Origin of the sequence: Dictyobacter kobayashii (assembly GCF_003967555.1) — a bacterium.
In the GTDB taxonomy this organism is placed as follows: Bacteria; Chloroflexota; Ktedonobacteria; order Ktedonobacterales; family Ktedonobacteraceae; genus Dictyobacter; species Dictyobacter kobayashii.
Map to the genome: position 1 here is coordinate 656198 of NZ_BIFS01000001.1, position 21079 is coordinate 677276.

The window sequence follows — 21079 nt, forward strand, 5'->3', positions numbered from 1 at the left end:
ATATGTTTCTCGATCGCATTGTCAATCAAACACGGATAGATTTAGCCCAACGCAAATTAGAGCTGCCGCTGGGAAAAATTCAACAGCTGGCTCTAGAGCAACCACGCCCCCGGGATGTGCTCGAGGTATTTGAGTCAGGAGAACAGGTACACCTGATTGCCGAGGTCAAGCGTGCCTCGCCTTCTAAGGGCCTGCTGGCGCCAGATCTGGACCCGGTCGCGACCGCCAGCCTGTATGAACAAAACGGAGCTTCGGTTATTTCAGTGCTAACGGAACCGCATTTCTTTCTGGGTTCCCCTGAATATCTGACCGCGATCAAAAACTCGGTCAGTGTGCCTGTTTTACGTAAAGATTTTATTATCGACGAGTACCAGGTCTATGAGGCCAGAGCCTGGGCGCTGATATGATCCTGCTGATCTGCGCTATTCTGGATGATCAGCAGCTAAGACATCTACTGCATGTAGCGACCAGCCTGCGTATGCGCGCCCTGGTCGAGGTGCACAGCCAGGAAGAGGCCAGGCGGGCCGTGGAGGCCGGGGCGATAATCATTGGAGTGAATAGCCGCGACCTGACAACCTTTGAGATGCATCCCTACCTGATTCGGGAAATTCGACAAACACTACCTGGGGATCGCATTATTGTGGCTGAGAGCGGTATCCATAGCGCGGCCGATGTGCGCCGCCTGGCTCGCTACGATGTACAGGCGATGCTGGTCGGAGAGTCGCTGGTCGTTTCCAACGATATTCCAACGCATGTTCAAATGTTATTACACAATGCGAACCACACCACCCAGGTCAAAATCTGTGGCCTGAGTGAGGCAGAACATATCGATGCCGCCATTGATGCTGGTGCTGATATGCTAGGGTTTATTTTCCATGAACCCAGCCATCGCTACATCCAGCCAGAGCGCGTTTCTTCCATACTGGCGGCAAGCCGGAGCTATACGCAGCCAGCCAAAGGTCAGGCACTTCCTGACCTGGTAGGGGTCTTTGTGAACAAGGAGGCTGATTATATCAACGAGGTCGCCGAACAGGTTGGACTGCATTATATCCAGTTACATGGCAACGAAACTCCTGAATTCTGCCAACGGATTAAGAGACCCGTTATCAAGGCACTCTCACTACAAGATGCGACGGAACTTGAGCGCATGGAAGCCTATCGAGATGTCACCTGGCGCCTCCTGATCGATACCCCAACTCCAGATTGGGGCGGTGCTGGTCGCATTGGTGACTGGGAACTGGCCTCGTTGGCGGCGCAGCAAAACAAGATTCTGTTGGCTGGTGGCCTCACCATCGAAAATGTTGCCAACGCCATCCAACAGGTTCACCCCTGGGGTATTGACGTTAGCAGCGGAGTTGAAACCGATAAGAAAAAAGATAGTCAGAAGATAGCAGCTTTTATAGCACAGGTACGCCAGAGCGAGAATATCAGCAGAGAGAAATTGGAGAGTTAGGGTAATCCCCGTTTCAACGACCTGGATACTCTTATTGATAATAAGCTGGCCCTTCAATGGGCTTATAGATTCGCCCCTTCAGGGCGATAAGGGAAGAAGACAAGCATGCAAGATACAAAAACACAGAATAACTATCAGCATAATCTTTATCCAGATGAGCGTGGACGCTTTGGAGATTTTGGTGGCAAATTTGTACCTGAAAATCTGATGGCCGCCCTGACAGAACTGGAGACCGCCTATAAAGATGCAATGCAGGACAAGACTTTTATTGACGAGCTTAATCATGAGCTCGCCAGTTATGTCGGGCGTCCTACCACCTTGCACTATGTGCCACGTTTTTCAGAGATGGTGGGAAACAACGTCAAAATCTACCTGAAGCGCGAAGACCTGGCCCATACGGGCGCCCATAAGATCAACAATGCGCTGGGACAGGGCATGCTTGCCAAACGCATGGGTAAGCAGCGCATCATCGCTGAGACTGGCGCAGGCCAGCACGGTGTGGCAACGGCTACTGTCTGCGCCAAATTGGGCCTGGACTGCATCATTTATATGGGTGAGGTGGATATCCAACGCCAATCGCTGAATGTCTTCCGCATGAAACTGCTGGGCGCCGAAGTACGTTCGGTCGATAGCGGCACCAAAACGCTGAAGGATGCCATTAATGAGGCTATCCGTGACTGGGTCACCAATGTCGAAAACACATTCTACCTGTTTGGTACAGCCGCTGGCCCCGCTCCGTATCCACGTATTGTACGTGATTTCCAGGCGGTCATCGGCCGCGAAGCCCGCCAACAGATTATGCAGCAGGAGGGTCGCTTACCCGATCAGATCTATGCCTGTGTCGGTGGTGGCAGTAATGCCATCGGCATCTTCTATCCCTTCGCCGATGCCAGCGAAGTTGAATTGATCGGTGTTGAAGCGGGCGGCACCAGCATGGACCCCGGCATGCATGCATCAACCCTGGTTGCGGGCCGTCCCGGCGTGCTGCATGGTGCCATGAGCTATCTGCTGCAAAACGAAGATGGCCAGATCCTGGACACCCATAGCATCTCAGCCGGTCTGGATTATCCTGGGGTGGGGCCAGAACATAGCTATCTCAAAGATAGTGGACGCGCCACTTATGTAACCGCTCATGATGCCACTGCCCTCAAGGGGTTGGAAGCCCTCAGTCGCACCGAAGGCATCATCCCCGCCCTTGAGTCGGCACATGCTCTTGGCTATGTGTTGGAGCAGGGCGAACAGGGTAAGCTCGCAGAAGGCTCACTAATCGTCATCAACCTGTCAGGCCGTGGCGACAAAGATATGATGACCGTCGCCAAAGCATTTAATGTCAATCTGTAAGTTATCTAAGCGACCTGGACCAGGCGCTTAGAGGGCCAGCCCCTCTAGATAAGAGGGGCTGCCCGACTCGCCGCGTCGAGCAGAAGCAGGAGAAAATAATGGACACAACCAGGAGCAGCGTCGTTACAGAACAAGATAGTCAGAATATTCCGGCCCATAAAATAACCCGCGCCTTTGAGCGCGCCCACCAGGAAGGACGTGGCGTCCTCATCCCTTATTTTATGTGTGGCTATCCAAGTGCCGAGGCCTCGGTCGAGATCATTCTCGCCGCCGCTGAAGGTGGGGCGGATATCATCGAACTGGGCATGCCTTTTAGCGATCCGCTGGCGGATGGTGCTACAATCCAGCATGCAGGACATGTGGCCCTGGAAAATGGTATGAGTATCCGGGGATGCATGGAGATTGCTAAACAGGTAGCGGCTAAAAGTGATGCAGCCCTGCTCTTGATGGGCTATTACAATCCAGTCCTATCTTATGGACTGGAACGTTTTTGCGCCACCGCCCGCGCCAATGGCATTAGTGGCTTGATTATTCCAGATCTGCCCGCCGAGGAGGCCGACCCACTGCAAGAAGTTGCCTATCGCCATGGCCTGGCCTTGATCTTCCTGGTACCACCTACCGCACCCGATGAGCGGATTACGATGGCAGCCAGGCGGACCGCCGCTGGCCCAGGAGGATTCATCTACTGCGTATCGCTCAGTGGAGTCACCGGCTCGCGTCAACAACTACCGCCGCAACTGCAAAACTTTATCGCACGTATACGCGCAGCAACCCGGGAACAGCAGCTCCCCCTGGCCGTTGGCTTTGGGCTCTCAACACCAGAACACATCGCCACCGTCACCAGCTATGCTGAAGGGGCAGTCGTTGGTAGCGCCCTGGTCAAACTTATAGATCAGCATAAAGACGGCAACCCGGCTGAAGCCGTCAAAACCTATATCCAAAGCCTGCGCCAACAATAGTCCGGCCCAGAGATACCAGACAGGCAAAAAAACAGAGAGCTCGACAGGTCTTCTAACCGGAAAAGACCTTCGACGCTCCATTCCGTTTATACATCCTGAGGATGTAAAACACATATCATCTGTACATAGGAACGGTCATACTAACGGTCACATAATACAGATAAAAAATTGCCATCATCCTTTACAATAAAGGATACATCCGTCTGGCTTTCTCTCTAAAGTCGGAGATGTTACCCATTGTGAAAGGGATGAAGAAGTGATGTATTGTCGAGGAATTCGTGGTGCAACCACTATAGAGCATAATGACAGAGAGGAAATTCTGGCTGCAACCAGAGAACTACTCGAGTTGCTGATCGAAAAAAATGATCTCAAAGTCGAGGATATCGTCAGCGCGATCTTCTCACTAACAGCAGATCTGGATGCCGAATTTCCTGCAGTGGCGGCCAGAGGGCTGGGATGGACCGAAACAGCACTGATGTGTACCCGCGAGATTCCAGTGCCGAACAGCCTGCAAAAATGTATTCGCGTGCTCATCCATGTAAATACAACGCGCAATGCGCAGGAAATACAACATGTATACCTCAAAGAGGCGGTGAACCTACGTCCCACTTTTGGCGTGGATGCGTAACTGAGGAGAGATCATTCCCTGGACCATGGAATGAATCGACACGATAAAAGAGCAAGCACCGGCAATCATGACGAAGAGGTCACGATGAACCGTTCATGCGCAATACATCTGCTCAGAACCTGTATGGATGATGCCTGTCGCTCATCCTTGTCCCCGACCTCTATCAATTTGATTAACAAAAGGAGTTACTTTTCATGATTGTCGTGATGAAATCAAACAGTAGCGATACTGATATTCAACATGTATTAAACTACCTGGAAAAACATGGTTTAACCGGCCATCTTTCTCAGGGTGTAGAGCGAACCGTTATCGGTGTGCTGGGCGCGATAAGCCCGACTGGCGCCCCGGTAGCATTGGTGGGATCAGCCCGGCGGTTGGCGAAGCGCTTGAGGGCATGCCGAATGTCGAGAATGTCGTTCGTGTTTCCAAGCCTTATAAGCTGGCCAGCCGCGAGTTCCATCCAGAAGATACGGTGGTAGAGGTTCCATCAGCCTGCGTCGCTGGCGGTGTGGTACACATCGGTGGCCCTGAAGTGGTAATGATGGCAGGCCCCTGTACCGTTGAGACCGAGAAACAGTTAATGACAACCGCTGCCGCTGTACGCAAAGAGGGCGCGGTTATTTTACGTGGTGGCGCTTTTAAGCCATCGACCTCACCATACGGATTCCGTGGTCTGGGCGAAGAAGGCCTGAAGTTGTTGGCCAAAGCACGTGACGAGTTTGGTATGGCCATCATCACCGAAGTCATGACCCCAACCGACGTTGCCATGGTCTGCGAATACGCCGACATCCTGCAAGTTGGTACCCGCAACATGCAGAACTATATGCTGCTAGACGAAGTTGGACGAACCCGCAAACCAGTTGTACTCAAACGCGGTATGTCCGCAACGTTCGAGGAGTGGCTGCTGGCCGCCGAATACATCCTGTCACAGGGCAATCGCAACGTCATCCTGTGTGAGCGTGGTATCCGCACATTCGAGAAAACCACCCGTAATACCATGGACATCAGCGCCATCCCATTAATCAAACGTCTCTCACACTTACCAATCATCTCTGATCCCAGTCAGGGCACGGGTCGAAGAGATATCGTGGGCCCTATGTCGCTTGCTTCAGTTGCTGCAGGCACCGATGCTCTGCTCATTGAGGTCCATCCTAATCCCGATGAGGCACTCAAAGATGGTGCACAGTCAGTCACCATTGATCAATTTCGCGAACTGATGCCTCAGGTCCACGCCGTAGCGGCAGCCATCGGGCGTGCGCTGGTCACCAAATAACTGGCCCAAAGCACAGATAGAGCAAAAGAGCTTTCAGTTCATACTTTGAAAGCTCTTTTGCTCTATCTGAATATCTAACCAGCTACCCGAATATCAGCCCTGTAAATCTTTTTGATAATAAGCCATCTGCGTAGGGGCTTCTTCCACGCCGACCATAATGTTATGCAAGCCGGCCGTAGGGTATTCCTCAAGGAGCTGACAGAGCTCTTCACAAATATATTGGGCCAGCAGCTCGGCTGTAGAATTTTCAATCGGTAGCTCGACTACATCCGCCAGCGGAAAAACATAGTGCTTCTCCTTAAAACGAATATCCCAGGCATCGGGTAAACGCGTCAATTCCAGTTGAGGATTGCGCAAAGGCAGCAGGAAACGATGGTCTAGATGCTGGCAAATCTCCTTAGTACGCTTCTTCAAGACCGTAAAATCAAAGACCAGATTGTCAGGACCCAGTTCGCCCTCTACTTCAACCAGAACTCCATAATTATGCCCATGTAGACGTTCACATTTTCCGCTATATGTAATAAAATGAGCGGAACTAAAATTCAGGTAGCCGCCTTCTACCTTCACCTTCCGCATAATCCTCGTACCAGCCATACCAGGGACCTCGTTTCCTCATAGAATGTTTCTTATGCCAGCATCATGTGCTCTACCAGACTTGCCACCTCCACAATCCTCTTTTGTGCACAGAACCCGACAAAAATAACCGTATACACAGGATATCATTGCTCAAACGGTGGCACAAGGGCGGAACTCGTGAGACAAGGATATCCCAGTCTGCAGGCGGGACAGCGCAAGCTTGGTCTCATCAGAATATGGTATACTGTGGGCAGGCTAGCAGGAGCCATTCCTGCTCGAACAACAAAGGAGATGCGCGAACGATGAAAGTTGTTGACACCTTCGCAGCTATGCAAAAACTCTTTAACCCGGCAGCAGCAGCTGGACTGAATAAGACCATCCAACTGAATATCACGGGCGATGACGCAGGCGTCTATGCCTTAAAAATTGAGAATCAGACTTGTGAACTTGTTCCACCCGAATCTATTAAACCTGATCTCACATTGACCATGAGTGATCAAGACTGGATCGCTATCACCCAGGGCCAGCTAAATCCAATGAATGCCTTCTTATCAGGTAAAATTAAAGCAACAGGCGATATGATGCTCGCAATGAAGATTCCCCAACTTTTCCCAACAAAATAAATATAAATATTATTTACCATCAATTAGAATCAAAAGGGCGAATGCTGTTAATACATAGCATTTGCCCTTTTGCAGCTTTTAGAGCACCAAACCTGATCAACCTTGCAGTACAACAAGGACCTATGGTATACTCCACATGACTAAGTTATGTCTTTGCCAGGCACTTTTAGTATACGGCACACCGTAGAAAGGCGTCCGACATGGTTCTTAGGAGCAGTGAGTTACATCATAATCTTCAATATCTGAATGGTATGTTGACCACACACGAGGCTGCGAAGCATTTAGACCTGAGCTATTGGCACTTTATGCATCTGGTAGAAGCCGGAAGAATACCCGGAGTACGGGTAGTCGATCGCTGGCTCTTTTCGCCGGACGACCTCAATGACTATAGACGTAGCAAATTTGGAGTGCTGGAGGATATGGCCAGAGCAGCCCTCGAAAGTCCAGCCATTGGCCTGACAGAAAAGCAAACCGTCATCTGTCATTATCTCATCGCCAACGAACGTCCCTCCGAAATTGCCCGCAAACTTCAACAGTCTCGTCAAGCAGTCCATTCACAGATATCACTGATACGAGAAAAAGTCACACGCCTGCAAGCTACTTCCCTCATTTCAGCAGAATCACCCACGATAGGAAACACAACATCACCCATTAAACGCGGCAAACGCACGCAAGCCTCACTTTAAATAAAAAATTTCACCTCAGTTTGCCCCGGTGAAGACTCTCCTTGACGTCAAGACGTTGAACAGGGATACACTGTTGTAGTCTTGCAGCAAGTAAAATTAGAGGAGAGAGAATCGTGATGCAACAACGTACGCTGAGCAAAAATGGCCTGGTTGTTTCGGCCCTGGGCCTTGGCACGATGGGAATGACCAGCTACTATGGACCGCCAGATGAACAAGAAGGCATACGTGTCATTCATCGCGCCCTGGAACTGGGCATAACTTTTTTTGATACCGCAGAAGCATATGGACCCTTCACCAATGAGCGCCTGGTAGGACGTGCACTGAAAGGACGACGGGAACAGGTAGTTATCGCCACTAAGTTCGGCTGGGAGTGGTCAGACAACGGCGAGCGCCACCTTAACGGCCATCCGACTCACATCAAGAAAGTCTGTGAAGAGTCATTGCAACGCTTAGGAACCGACTATATAGATCTCTACTATCAGCATCGGCTTGATCCCAACGTGCCAATTGAAGATACAATGAGAGCCCTGGTTGAGCTGCTTCAGCAGGGCAAGATTCGCCACATCGGCCTCTCAGAGGTAGGCCCTAAAACCATTCGCCGTGCCCAGGCGGTTCATCCTTTAACTGCGATCCAGACCGAATACTCGCTCTGGGAGCGCAGTCCCGAGGCAGAGATCATTCCGCTCCTACGAGAACTGGGGATCGGTTTTGTGGCCTATAGTCCATTGGGACGTGGCTTCCTCACGGGCGAAATTCAAAAATTGGACGATCTAGCGCCGGACGATTTCAGACGTAGCGATCCTCGCTTCCAGGGTGCTAATTTTGCTAAAAATATGGAACTGGTCAAGCGGGTCAAACAACTGGCCACAGCCAAACATGCAACCCCGGGACAAATCGCCCTGGCCTGGCTCTTACATAAAGGCAACGACATTGTACCTATTCCAGGAACCAAGCGGATAAAATATCTAGAAGAGAATGTCGCCGCCACTTCAATAGAGCTTAGCCCCGCCGAAATGCAGGAGTTAGAACAGCTCAGTGGACAAACGGTCGGACAACGCTACAGTGAAGCTGGTATGCGCGCAATCGCAGAATAGACGATAAAAAATAAAAGGCAGATTCTCGCAACCGAGCCCTGCCTTTTATACCTATGCAGCTACTCTTCTGGTATATCTTCTCTCAGGCGGCGGCGAACGTCGTGCTGATAGGCCTGAAAGACAGATTCGATATGTGTTTTCATGGCATTGATGGTGGCTTCGGGCGTACCATTCTTGAGAGCAACAAAAATCGCATCATGCTGGTCCGCTGAAGTCAAGAGTGAACCAGGCGCACCACCGGTCGCCATCTTGATCGCCCAGCGTTGTAAACGCATAACAGTGGCAACCGTTTCAAGCAAAAAAGGATTGTGCGCGGCCTCGGCGATACCGTAATGGAAGGCATTATCAGTTTCGAGAAAAAGATTCCAATCACCAGCTTCGGCGGCCTGGCGATTAAGATTGACAGATTTCTCTAAAGCGCGCAGTTCGGAGAGGGTAATGCGCTCGGTGGCCAGCTGGGACGTCAATGTCTCTTGTAAGCTTCTAAACTCAAACAGCTCGCGCACATGTTCAGGATCAACCGGCATAGAGAACTCGATGGCCGCCGCCGCAAACGGGCGCGACTTATCATTAACATAAATACCGCTACCACGGCGCGTGCGCACATACCCGCTGGCAGTCAGCATCTTCACGGCCTCACGTACAACCGCCCTGCTCACACCAAGCTGTTCAGCCAATCGCTGCTCGGTTGGTAGGCGATCGCCAGGCTGCAGTCTGGTTTGCTGAATAAACTCAACAAGTTTCGTCGCGATGGACTCATATTGAGGTTGATAGCTACTGTCAACTCTGGTGGTTGCTGTCATAGGTTCCTTTTTCTCTCCGAAGACATTTAAAATATATCTTCTATCCCCACCAGCTGTAGATTGAAAACTAAGTGAGGCAAAGAATAAGTATTACTTTTTTCTAGCAGTCGCTCAGGACTTACTATAAGCCTTGACCTGCATTATAGCGAAAAAGATCGTCTATGACAAGCTTCGCTAGCAGCTCAGCAGAAAAGAGGCTTTTCGGCTGCCTCTATTTCTGAGCAGCCCTTTCATTGCGCAAGATTATTCATATTTATTGCCCGCTACAGCTGTGGTACCTCCATGCCCATACGGGCGTGCGCTGGCGCGCCCGCACCTGTTTTCTTATGTGGTGTAAAAAGTGCTCGATGCGCACTTTTTACACCACATAAGAAATTCGTGTATGAGCTCCTCCAGCACAGTAGCTCATACACGAAGGGCGCGATAGCAATGGAAATCTGACGCACTACGAGAGCGTGGCTGATCTTCGTGATCTTCAGGCCTGAGTCTGCGCGCCTTTGGCGTTCAAGGAGTCATATTCCGTGATGCTAAACATTATTTTATTATAGTGTCGTGGAGAAAAATGCGCACGGGCGCATTTTTCTCCACGACACTATAATAACTGCTCGGGCTCGTCAGCGCACGCCCACAAAAGAGCGATTTGATTCCCATATCTGTGGGAATCAAACACATCTGCTATATAGGAATGGAACGTATCAAAAATAGAGATATATTTATGCATTGAGGAAAAATAATGGCGCAAGAACACATATTCATTCCTTCCTCTAAAAATAGGACTTACCAGCCTATTGAGGATTATGGTGTTATTGGAGACCTGCATACGGTTGCACTGGTAGGCAAAAATGGCGCAATCGATTGGTGCTGTATTCCCCGCTTTGATGCGCCCAGCGTCTTTGGTGCACTGCTGGATGTAAATAAAGGTGGAACATTCCGCATTAGTCCAGTTTTTGAGCAGACAACCAGTGTAGGACGTCGGCAAATGTATCTGCCCGAAACAAATATCCTGATTACACGTTTTCTGACTGCGGATGGTGTAGGCGAGATCACGGATTTTATGCCGATCAAGCAACCTGGTTCTAAGGTTCTGCAACACCACATCATTCGTGAAGTCAAAGTAGTTCGTGGCTCACTTCCCTTCGAAATGGTGTGTACGCCTGCCTTTAACTATGGACGAGATCAACATACCACCACCATTTCTAATCATGGAGCAATTTTTCATAGCGACTCGCTCTGCCTGGGATTGGCTGCGACTATCCCGCTTGAAGAGGATGGGCAGGGTGGTGTGCGCGCAAATTTTACCCTGCATACCAATCAAAGAGCTTACTTTGTGCTTGAAAGCGCGCAAGACCATGATCTAGAGCCTCAACCACTTACCACACGGCAATATGAACGCGCGTTTCAGGAAACCATGAGCTACTGGCAAAACTGGCTCTCACAATGTCAGTATCAGGGGCGCTGGCGCGAAATGGTGCAACGCTCGGCCCTGGTGCTTAAACTATTGACATATGCTCCGACGGGTGCGATTGTGGCCGCACCAACAACCAGCCTGCCAGAAACGCTGGGTGGGGCACGCAACTGGGATTATCGCTATACCTGGCTACGCGATGCCGCTTTCTCCATTTATAGCCTGCTTATCCTGGGCTTTTATCAGGAGGCGGAAGCGTTTATGGGCTGGCTGGATGCCCGTTGTCATGAGTTGAAAGAAAACGGCTCGTTGCAGCCTATGTATACGATTGATGGCGGACATGATCTAACCGAGCTGACATTGGATCATCTGGAAGGATATCGCCAGAGCTCGCCGGTCCGCATCGGCAATGGGGCCTATAAACAAAAACAATTAGACATCTATGGCGAGTTGATGGATTCGATCTATATCTTTAATCGCCACCAGGATATCTCTTATGATCTCTGGCATAATCTGCGCCATTTGCTGGACTGGCTGGGACAACACTGGCAGGAACCAGATGAAGGTATCTGGGAGGTGCGTGGTGGTCAGCAGCGTTTCCTCCATTCGCGCGTCATGAGTTGGGTCGCCTTTGATCGGGCCATCCGCATCGCCCGCCATCGTGGTCTGCCCGCTCCCCTTACCGAATGGACCAACACGAGCTCACAGATCTATGAAGAGGTTATGCAACAGGGTTGGGATGAAAAAACCAAAAGCTTTATCCAATACTATGGCAGTGATGCAATCGATGCCAGCTCTCTGCTAATGGTACTGACCAAGTTCACTGGCCCGACCGACCCACGCATGCGAGATACCATCGACCGCATCCAGAAAGAGCTTACCAGCGATTCTCATGTTTACCGCTATAATCCAACGCGCGCCGCCGCCGATGGCCTGGGCAGCCTTGAAGGTACCTTTAGTCCCTGTAGCTTCTGGTTAGCGGAGACACTGGCACGCTCTGGCCGCCTCAGCGAGGCCCGCCTGGTCCTGGAGAAAATGCTCACCTATTCCAATCATCTGGGCCTATACGCCGAAGAGATTGGACCAACTGGCGAGGCGCTGGGCAATTTTCCGCAGGCATTTACTCATCTCTCGCTGATCAGTACCTGTTACAATATGGACCGTGCCCTCAATGGTACCCTGTTACGTTAACCTTTCCTGGCCAGCAAAAAACAAATTTCAATTCACCTATCTAAACAGGTGAATTGAAATTTGTTGCAAACTTTGTGGTGAGAAATACGGCCAATTGTCGCATGGGAATAGCCAATGAGAGGGATTTGTTAGTATATTATAGGACAGATTGGTCAGGTATGGGTATGATATAAGTGCACACTAGAAAACAGAGGCCGCAAAAGAATTTTTCCTCTGCTCATTGCTGCCGTCGACGTTTTCATAGACCATATATACATGCAGAAAAACAAACTTGAGCAGTTTCCGCATGGTAATATACTAATCTGGTAGGCTTCAACTCGACAGAAGCACATTATTAGGATAAAATCTTACGGGAACCAGGTAATTATGATGCAATCTGCAAGGACGCATGATTACTAGAATGCGATTTCATGACTTGCGACATTCCGCGGCCACTATTGGCAATGAGCGTTGACCCCAATGTTGTACTGCAACGGCTCGGTCATGCAAACGTACAGAGAAATTGCGGTGCGTATGGACCTCATTGAACGTCCATGCCTCTAAGAAGCAAAGAGCACTTCAAAGAACTTTTTAAACGTTCGGCAGAAAAGCAATATTCGTAAATAGTTGTGTCCAGATGAACGCATGCTGAAAAGTTTGCTGCCAAATCTGCTGTCACACGGAGGGATTAATAAATTACTATGCAGGCTGAAACGGCTTTACAGGCGGACTCAAAATTGGTTAAACGAAATAATATTCGGAATGTCGCCATTATTGCCCACGTAGACCATGGAAAAACAACGTTGGTAGATGGATTGCTGAAACAGAGCCATATCTTCCGCGACAATCAGCAAGTGGGCGAATTGATTATGGACTCAAACGACCAGGAGCGCGAGCGTGGCATCACTATCCTGGCGAAAAATACAGCCATCGATTATCGCGATATCAAAATTAACATTATCGATACTCCGGGACACGCTGACTTTGGTGGTGAGGTGGAGCGCGTACTGAATATGGCAGACGGCTGTATCTTGCTCGTTGATGCCGCTGAGGGTCCCATGCCCCAGACACGCTTTGTACTGCAGAAGGCTCTGGAACTTAATCTGCAGCCGATTGTGGTCATCAATAAGATTGACCGCAAAGATGCACGTATTGACTATGTGATGGAGGAGACCCAGGATCTATTCCTGGAACTGGCCACCGCTGATAATCACCTGGATTTCCCGGTGCTTTATGCGATCGGTCGCGATGGGGTAGCGATGTACAATCCAGAGGATGAGAGAAAAGATCTCCAGCCTTTGTTTGATACGATCGTTAAAACTGTTCCAGCCCCGAACGTTGAGATTGATTCTCCGTTCCAGATGCTGGTCACAGCCCTGGACTACGATGACTACAAAGGTAAGTATGCGATCGGCCGTATCATTCGTGGTCGGATTGCCCCAAATACACCTGTCGCTCGTATCAATCGCGAAGGCGAAATTTCTCGTCAGAAGATCAATCTGGTGATGAATTATAGAGGTCTACAGCGCTCCGAGGTGTCTGAGGCTATTGCTGGCGACATCGTTGCGCTGACAGGTATCTCGGATGCCAATATTGGCGAGACGCTGGCCGATATTGATAATCCTGAGGCTTTACCATCAATCGAGATCTCCGAGCCAACCTTGCAAATGACCTTTGGTGTAAACACCAGTCCTTTCTCGGGTCGCGACGGTAAATATTCAACTTCACGCCAGTTGCGCGCCCGCCTCTATCGTGAACTGGAGACGAACGTCAGCCTGCGAGTCGTTGATGGCAATACACCTGATGAGTTCATCGTTTCTGGCCGCGGCGAGCTGCACCTCTCAGTCTTGATTGAGACGATGCGCCGCGAAGGCTATGAACTACAAGTTTCACGCCCAGAAGTTATCACACGCGAAGACGAGGGTGGACATCTACTGGAGCCAGTCGAACACCTGGTTATCGACACCAAGGATACCTATATGGGTGTCTTAACCGAGGCTCTGGCTGTACGTAAAGCTCAGTTGACCAACATGACCAATGATGGCACTGGCAATATTCGTATCGAGTATGATATTCCGACCCGAGGCTTGATTGGCTTCCGTAACGCCTTCTTGACCTTAACTAAAGGTAATGGCGCGATGAGCAGCCTGCTCAAGGGTTTTGTACCCTGGATGGGCAAAATCAACAGTGCCCGCATGGGTGCCCTGGTAGCCTCTGAACTGGGTACAGCCGTCACCTATGGACTGAGCAATGCACAGATGCGCGGCGATACCTTTATCGAGCCAGGAACTCCTGTCTACGAAGGTATGATCGTTGGTCTGAATGCTCGCCCTGATGATCTGGTCGTCAATGTATGTAAAGAAAAGCAGAAAACAAATATTCGCTCTTCTACATCGGATATCGCAGTGCGACTGACCCCTCCAATCTTGATGAGCCTGGAGCAGTCACTCGACTTCATCAACAATGATGAACTGGTTGAGGTCACACCAAAGAATATTCGCTTGCGCAAACGCTACCTGACACAGCATGAGCGCTCTCGCATGCGCTCCCGCGAAAACGAATAATAAGCAGTCAAAAAAAGACCACCTGCGCGTAAAAATTTATGTGCAGGTGGTCTTTTTTTGACTGCTTTTATGTGTGCGGTATATAAATTTGCTCATTTTCCATGAAAAATTTGTCATCATGAAGCCTTCAAATTTGTCTATATATGTGTATGGCTCTTCCCGATAGTAATAGTTATGACGGACTAGCGCCCAAACCACAGGAACGCCAACGTTCCTTTTCAGTTGGCAAAAAACAGACATTACAATGTCAGAAATGGAGACTTCATGATGGCAAAATTCCTGCGCAAAGCGGCCCTTGTCCTGTCTATATTCTTGTTTAGCTTGTTTACGCCCACACTATGGACAGGATACAATGTTTCCAATGTCAGTCATTACACACAGAAGCTTCACACAACATCTCAGATAGCACACGTTAGTATCCACGATGGAGGTAATGTCACCTGTCCTCCCCCACCCCGAGGCTGCTGGTAAGGAAAACTATGGATGGCACAAGATGACTGTACAGGTCCTCTTGTACCATCTCCTTGTCCTTTTAGCCACAAAATATGATATGATTGAAGCAAATCCGGAATATATGGAGGAATGGGAACGTGGAAGAGCAGGTCCCAAACCAGAGAGCACCACAGGTTACGTTCTATACGAAAGCCGGCTGCCATCTCTGTGATGATACCCGCGAGTTATTGGATGAGATCGCGACCCTCACAGAATATGATCTCACCGAAATCGATATTCGTCGAGATATGGAATTATTTGAGCTTTATCGCTATCGTATTCCTATCGTGATGATTGATGAAACCATTGTTGCTGAGGGCCGTATAGAATATAGTGATCTGGCAAACGCATTTCATGTTTAACATGGCGAAATGACAAGGAAGTAGGGGTATGTCAATACAACCATTTACCAACCAGCATTATGGGGCACCACCCCCACATGTTTTACCAGGTCGACCCAAATCGGCATTTGAACGCTGGATCGATCGCGGTGGTGATTTCTTAACCGAATACTGGGCTTTGATTATTACTATCGGCCTGGGAACATTGGTTGCTACCGCTATCTCGATTCCTTTTCTGTCTTATCTTGGACTGGATAGCATCGCCAAACCCCTCTTCTTTGCCTTACACTATGTGTGCGCCCAGATTCCATCACATTCGATCTATATCTTTGGGCATCAGCTTGGCCTCTGTGAGCGCAACTTCTCTATCTATACCTCTATGTTCCTCACCAGCCTGGTCTTTGTTCTGAGCAAGAAACGTATGCCTGGCATCCCCTGGTGGCTATGGATCTTGATGTTACTTCCTATGGCCTGGGATGGCACAACCCAGATGTTTGGCTGGCGTGAGAGCGATTGGATACTGCGTGTGATTACCGGTACACTCTTCGGTGTCGGTAATATCTGGTTCGCCCTACCTTTGATGCAGAAAAGCCTGCTAGAGACGACCCTTCCCCCACAAGTGCAGGCAATGACGCGCAACAAAAGCAAAAGCGCGCAGTAAGGGCGAAGCTGGTAGCCAAATATGGCGGAATGCGCTATAATCAAGCGATTAGCAGAATAATTCTAATCGTTAGAGCCAGCAGGCTGTTATACAATTGCAAGCATATTATGCGAGAGCCAGAACAAGTAGAGAGAGTATGTCCGAGAATTTAGCACAACAGGGAAACACATTTGCAGTGACCACGCTGGGCTGCAAAGTCAATCAAGCCGATAGTGAGGCCATCAGCGATCAGATGCATGCGGCTGGCTTCGAGCAACGCGACTTCGAGGAGTCCGCGGATATCTATATTGTCAACACCTGTACCGTGACGCATCTGGGTGATAGAAGCTCACGCCAATTGATTGCTCAGGCCCATCGCCGCCATCCTGATGCGCTACTCGTCGTCACTGGCTGCTATGCCGAACTGAATCCGCAGGGTGTCTCAGCGCTACCCGGCGTCGATCTGGTCATAGGCAATACCGAGAAAGAGGGCCTGGTCTCGACCATTCGCGAGAAACTGGTGCAGCAGGAGTTCACCGGTACAAATGCTGTCGATGAAACAGCAACAACAGAGCCACAACTACGGCGCACGCTGCCAGTGCTCCCCCTGGATACCCAGCATATTGGAAGCGATAATGCTCTGACTTTCCAGGTACAGGAAGAGGAGCCCCAACCTGAAAATCCCGCCCGCCTGACACCGTTCACAGATAATGTACAGACCAGTGAACTGGCTAATAATCGGCTCTTCTCGCGTACACGCGTGCAGATGAAGGTGCAGGATGGCTGCGATAATCGCTGCACCTACTGTATCGTACCTTATGTGCGCGGCAAGTCCCGCAGCCGCAGCATCGAGTCCGTGGTCGAGAATGTGCAGCGCAAGGCACGCGCTGGCTATCAGGAGATCGTGCTGACCGGGATTCACCTGGGCGACTACCATCCGGACTCCGATGAGAAGTTGGACCTGGGCGATCTGATTGCGACTTTGTTGCGCGAGACAGAGATGCCACGTATCCGTGTCTCTTCCCTGGAACCCGAAGATTTTCAGTTGGAATGGCTGGAGATGTGGGCCGATCCGCGTATGTGCCGCCATCTACACCTGCCAATGCAGAGTGGTTCAGATGCGATCCTGCGTCGTATGGCCCGGCGCTACAATAGTGAGCGATACCGCACAATCATTACCACCGCCAAACGGCTGGTCCCTGGCATCGCGATCAGCACAGATATCATCACCGGATTCCCTGGCGAGACCGATGAGGATTTTGAGTTGACCTATCAATTGGCCAAAGAGTTAGAGTTCGCCAAGTCACATGTCTTCCGCTTTTCACCCCGTCAGGGTACACCAGCGGCCCGCATGCGTGGACAGATCAAGGATGTGGATAAAAAGGCCCGCAGTCAGCGCCTGCTTGAGCTGAACGATGAGCATAGCCGCCTGTTCCGCGAACAATTCCTGGGTCAGACTGTACCGGTACTGATTGAACAATTCAAGCATGGTAAATGGGAAGGTTTGACCGATAACTATATTCGCGTCGAGGTTAATGAGCTACCAGAAAATGCTGCTGGCTGGCAACATACCGTCGTACAAGCGCGACTGAACCACCTGATTGATGATGGTGTCAATGGCACATACACACGATAAAAACTACGCAACCCAATACAAATGCCTGCCAGCCTGGAGTCTGACTCTGCTGGTAGGCCTCTTACTCTTACTATTGCTCAGCGCCTGCGGAAATAGCACCACAGCAAGCCCGGCTTATACCGCCAGTAACCAGGCCCATACAGCCCTCAACCAGGCCAGCGGAACCTTCAATGAATATCCGTTGCCACAGGATAAAAGTGGAGTGATGCGTCCCGCGGTAGATGGTCATGGCCGCGTCTGGTTCGGCGAAATGGGTCAGAACTACCTGGCTTCATTTGATCCCCAGAGCAAGACCTTTGAACAACTTAAACCGCCACATGGACAGGCCGGTATCATGGGCGTTATCGCGGCCCCCGACAATACCATCTGGTATGCCGAACAATACGCCAACTATATAGGCCACTATAATCCTGCCACCAGACATTTCGATACCTATTTTTTGCCTACAGTCAACAAACCAGATCCTGGCAACAGCAAACAGACGCTCAGCCTGCCCGTTGCTCCCAATGAACTGATGTTGGACCAGCAAGGAAACATCTGGTTTACAGAGATGAACGCTGATGCCATCGGCAAACTGGAGGTTAAAAGCGGCAAAATTACCCATTATCCACTCTCAAATCCTCGCACGGTGCAACAGCTCAGCCCTTATAGTATCGCGCTGGATAAGCGTGGAGAGGTCTGGTTCACCAACTCGGGTACAAATACGCTTGGTCGCCTCGACCCCAATAGCGGTGCCTTGCATTTCTATACACCCCCAACACTGGTTGGACAAGATCCATTATCCTTGATGGAGATCGTGAGTGATCCAGCGGGAATGCTCTGGATCAGCACATTCAACACTGCCACATTGATCCGCTTTAATTCAGACACAGAAACGTTCACGACTTATAACGCCCCCATGATCAGCCATGGCATTCAAGGCATCTATGGGCTGCTTGCCACCTCACCTAATGATATCTGGGCCACCGTCTCGGTCTCTAATGCCATTGCCCACTTCAATGTTAAAACAAAAACGTTCAATTACTATCCCATACCCAGCCCTGACTGCACCCCCCTGGGCATCGCCCAGGCCCCCGACAAAAGCTTCTGGTTTACAGAATCGGCAACGAACCAGATAGGCGTGCTCAAACCCTGAACAAGATGATTGCATGCTTGTATCCTAACTTCCGACCTGTACAGGCTTCCAAATCTTTCACGCGGGCGCGTCTTCAACGGACAAGAGATGCAGAAAGGGATCTCCAGCATAGGTTTCCAGGTTCATGCTAGAAATCCCTTTACTTTATCCAAACAGGCGCTCGGAAAACGCTACCAGGTTATTTTAGATAGGTTGCGAACCAGTCAAGAATGTGTTGCAGGCGGATCTGGCGCAGTTTAGGATGTCCACCGCGCGAGAGACCGTGGCTCTGCCCTTCAAAGCGCACAAATTTGACTTCGCGCCCCATCCACTTCAAGGCGGCAAAGAGCTGTTCGGCCTGCTCAATGTTACAACGCAGATCCTGTTCGCTATGGATAATCAGCAAGGGGGTATGAATGTGCTGCACATATGAGATAGGAGACATGTGCATGTAGCGGTCCAGACTCTCCCAGGGCGTGGTGTCCAGTACATCGCTGGCCAGGTCCCAACCGATATCACTGGTGCCAAACATGGTGGCCATGTTGCTGACACAACGATCGGTGATGGCGACCTTAAAGCGATCATAATGTCCAACCAGCCAGTTGGTCATAAAGCCACCATAGCTACCCCCGGTGACTGCCAGGCGCTGCTCATCAATATAGCCTCGCTTGATAACTTCATCCATGCCCAGCATAATGTCAATGGAGTCTTTCTCACCCCAGGCATTGCGTACCGCGTCAGAAAACTCGTAGCCATAGCCCAGACTGCCACGGGGATTGCAGTAGAATACGACATACCCTTGCGCAGCCAGTAGTTGCATCTCGTGGAAGAAGCCATAACCATAGCCCGTGTTGGGGCCACCATGAATCTCGATCACCAATGGATATTTATTGGCGGGATCAAAGTTCTGTGGCTTGAGAATCCAGCCCTCGATCTCCCAATCATCGGCACCAGCATACGTGATGCGCTCTGCCTGTGAGAGGTATAGCTCGTCGAGCAAGGCATCATTGGCATGTGAGACACGCTGAAGTTCTGCCTGGGGAGCCAGCGAACGCACAAAGATTTCTTGTGGCTGGGTTGTTCCGCCAACCAGCAAGGCTAGCTTTTGCGCGGCATGGTCAATGCTGATATCGCGTACATGAACCTCACCGGGAGTCAGCACCTGTGGCTCAGCATTCTCCCCCTGACTGGACAGGGCAAAGACCTGTGAGGCACCATGATACGTAGCAATAGCGTAGAGGATCTGTCCATCAGCCGACCAGAGCGGAGCCGGAGCCAGATGCTCGTCGCCAACATCCGAGTTGGTCCAATCAGCGAAAGCGCCGATAAAATCGGTTGAGAGACAGGTAGGTGTACTGGTCTGCGCATCACTAGCAATGCGATACAGGCGCAACTGCCCCGCTGCATGGACCTTAGGAGCGCCCAGAAAAGCCAGGGCCTTTCCATCAGGAGACCAGGAAAGGGAAGCACAACCCAGCTTGCTATTGGTCAAACAACGTAGCTCAGAATTCTGCAGGCCCAGCACATAAACATCATCGCCTGGAAACTGCCAGCGATCCTCGCTATGATTGGAGGTAAATGCGATCTGTGTACCATCCGGCGACCAGACAGCTTCACCATCATCCCAATCACCATCGGTCAACTGCTGTGGCTCACCACCTGTACGATCTACCAGAAATAAATGAGAGCGCCGCTCATTGATAAAGCCCACCCCATCCAGGCGATACCAGAGACGATCAATCACGCGTACCTTGGGCAACGCTTTCCCTTCAGCGGTCTCTTCGTCGGCAGGCCCAACTGGAGCATTAAAGGCCAGGCGCTGGCTGTCAGGTGACCAGACAGGGGCAGCGGCACCATGCTGCATAAAGGTTACCTGCTGGGCTTCGCCACCATCTGTCGGCAACACCCAGATCTGCGGTTTATCCTTGCCCTGCTTCTTCTGGGCAGCTGGATCCTTACCATAGCCTTCGCCTACCCGTTCAGAGACAAAAGCCAGCCAGCGGCCATCCGGTGACCAGTTGGGGCTATGAGCATTGGCCGGACCGCTAGTAAAACGCCGCGTCTGCCCATCCTGTAGTGAAGCGATCCAGATCGCCGAGTGATACTCATGCTTTTGCTCATCAATCGTCGTCTCCACATAGGCAACCCGCTGCCCATCTGGCGAGATACGTGGCCGACTCAAAAATTTCAGCTGATAAAGATCATCAATTGTAATGGCTCGTCCCATAGCATCAATCCTCTTCATTAAAAAATCGAAACCCATGGTATATATACGCTCTCA

Annotated in this window: 16 protein-coding genes and 2 pseudogenes; 15 read left to right on the top strand and 3 right to left on the bottom strand. The window is 50.5% G+C overall.

Annotated features, from left to right (window positions below):
- Positions 1-2 precede the first annotated feature (2 nt).
- The 6 genes and pseudogenes from trpC to aroF form a co-directional block, all read left to right on the top strand.
- Positions 3-700, top strand: a pseudogene (gene trpC, locus EL645_RS42290) (indole-3-glycerol phosphate synthase TrpC); the annotation flags it as partial.
- Positions 701-760: 60 nt separating this feature from the next.
- Complete coding sequence (locus tag EL645_RS02920; protein ID WP_246035505.1) at positions 761-1453, top strand: phosphoribosylanthranilate isomerase; 693 nt, start codon at positions 761-763, stop codon at positions 1451-1453.
- Positions 1454-1558: 105 nt separating this feature from the next.
- A complete protein-coding gene (gene trpB / locus EL645_RS02925) occupies positions 1559-2794 on the top strand; it encodes a tryptophan synthase subunit beta (RefSeq protein ID WP_126548649.1) in 1236 nt (411 codons plus the stop codon).
- A gap of 98 nt (positions 2795-2892) precedes the next feature.
- Complete coding sequence (gene trpA / locus EL645_RS02930) at positions 2893-3753, top strand: tryptophan synthase subunit alpha (protein WP_126548650.1); 861 nt, start codon at positions 2893-2895, stop codon at positions 3751-3753.
- 259 nt (positions 3754-4012) lie between these two features.
- Positions 4013-4381, top strand: a complete 369-nt coding sequence (gene aroH, locus EL645_RS02935) for a chorismate mutase (protein WP_126548651.1) — start codon at positions 4013-4015, stop codon at positions 4379-4381.
- 194 nt (positions 4382-4575) lie between these two features.
- Positions 4576-5654: pseudogene (gene aroF / locus EL645_RS02940) on the top strand (3-deoxy-7-phosphoheptulonate synthase).
- A 93-nt stretch (positions 5655-5747) separates the two neighbouring features.
- Here the strand turns inward: aroF and EL645_RS02945 are convergent.
- The gene (locus EL645_RS02945; RefSeq protein WP_161977058.1) at positions 5748-6221 is read right to left on the bottom strand and encodes a 6-pyruvoyl trahydropterin synthase family protein; all 474 of its coding nucleotides are present in this window, start codon (positions 6219-6221) and stop codon (positions 5748-5750) included.
- A gap of 311 nt (positions 6222-6532) precedes the next feature.
- Between EL645_RS02945 and EL645_RS02955 the strand changes: the two genes are divergently transcribed.
- From EL645_RS02955 to EL645_RS02965, 3 genes are all read left to right on the top strand, one after another.
- Positions 6533-6853, top strand: a complete 321-nt coding sequence (locus EL645_RS02955) for an SCP2 sterol-binding domain-containing protein (RefSeq protein WP_161977059.1) — start codon at positions 6533-6535, stop codon at positions 6851-6853.
- A gap of 200 nt (positions 6854-7053) precedes the next feature.
- On the top strand, positions 7054-7539 hold the full coding sequence (locus EL645_RS02960; RefSeq protein ID WP_126548654.1) for a helix-turn-helix domain-containing protein: 486 nt from the start codon (positions 7054-7056) through the stop codon (positions 7537-7539).
- Between the two features lie 116 nt (positions 7540-7655).
- Positions 7656-8633, top strand: a complete 978-nt coding sequence (locus tag EL645_RS02965; RefSeq protein WP_126553992.1) for an aldo/keto reductase — start codon at positions 7656-7658, stop codon at positions 8631-8633.
- Positions 8634-8692: 59 nt separating this feature from the next.
- Here the strand turns inward: EL645_RS02965 and EL645_RS02970 are convergent, their stop codons facing one another.
- Complete coding sequence (locus EL645_RS02970; protein WP_126548655.1) at positions 8693-9436, bottom strand: FadR/GntR family transcriptional regulator; 744 nt, start codon at positions 9434-9436, stop codon at positions 8693-8695.
- 733 nt (positions 9437-10169) lie between these two features.
- Between EL645_RS02970 and EL645_RS02975 the strand changes: the two genes are divergently transcribed.
- The 6 genes from EL645_RS02975 (at position 10170) to EL645_RS03000 (ending at position 18819) form a co-directional block, all read left to right on the top strand.
- On the top strand, positions 10170-12032 hold the full coding sequence (locus tag EL645_RS02975; RefSeq protein ID WP_126548656.1) for a glycoside hydrolase family 15 protein: 1863 nt from the start codon (positions 10170-10172) through the stop codon (positions 12030-12032).
- A gap of 680 nt (positions 12033-12712) precedes the next feature.
- Positions 12713-14575: a translational GTPase TypA gene (gene typA, locus EL645_RS02980; RefSeq protein ID WP_126548657.1), complete on the top strand. Its 1863-nt coding sequence runs from the start codon at positions 12713-12715 to the stop codon at positions 14573-14575.
- A gap of 590 nt (positions 14576-15165) precedes the next feature.
- On the top strand, positions 15166-15429 hold the full coding sequence (locus tag EL645_RS02985; protein WP_161977060.1) for a glutaredoxin family protein: 264 nt from the start codon (positions 15166-15168) through the stop codon (positions 15427-15429).
- A 28-nt stretch (positions 15430-15457) separates the two neighbouring features.
- On the top strand, positions 15458-16069 hold the full coding sequence (locus EL645_RS02990) for a DUF2085 domain-containing protein (RefSeq protein WP_126548659.1): 612 nt from the start codon (positions 15458-15460) through the stop codon (positions 16067-16069).
- Positions 16070-16205: 136 nt separating this feature from the next.
- A complete protein-coding gene (gene mtaB, locus EL645_RS02995; protein ID WP_126548660.1) occupies positions 16206-17684 on the top strand; it encodes a tRNA (N(6)-L-threonylcarbamoyladenosine(37)-C(2))-methylthiotransferase MtaB in 1479 nt (492 codons plus the stop codon).
- A complete protein-coding gene (locus EL645_RS03000; RefSeq protein WP_161977061.1) occupies positions 17665-18819 on the top strand; it encodes a Vgb family protein in 1155 nt (384 codons plus the stop codon). Before mtaB ends, EL645_RS03000 begins: the two co-directional genes overlap by 20 nt.
- A gap of 178 nt (positions 18820-18997) precedes the next feature.
- Here EL645_RS03000 and EL645_RS03005 read toward each other — a convergent pair whose 3' ends face one another.
- Positions 18998-21025, bottom strand: a complete 2028-nt coding sequence (locus EL645_RS03005) for a S9 family peptidase (RefSeq protein ID WP_161977062.1) — start codon at positions 21023-21025, stop codon at positions 18998-19000.
- Positions 21026-21079 lie beyond the last annotated feature (54 nt).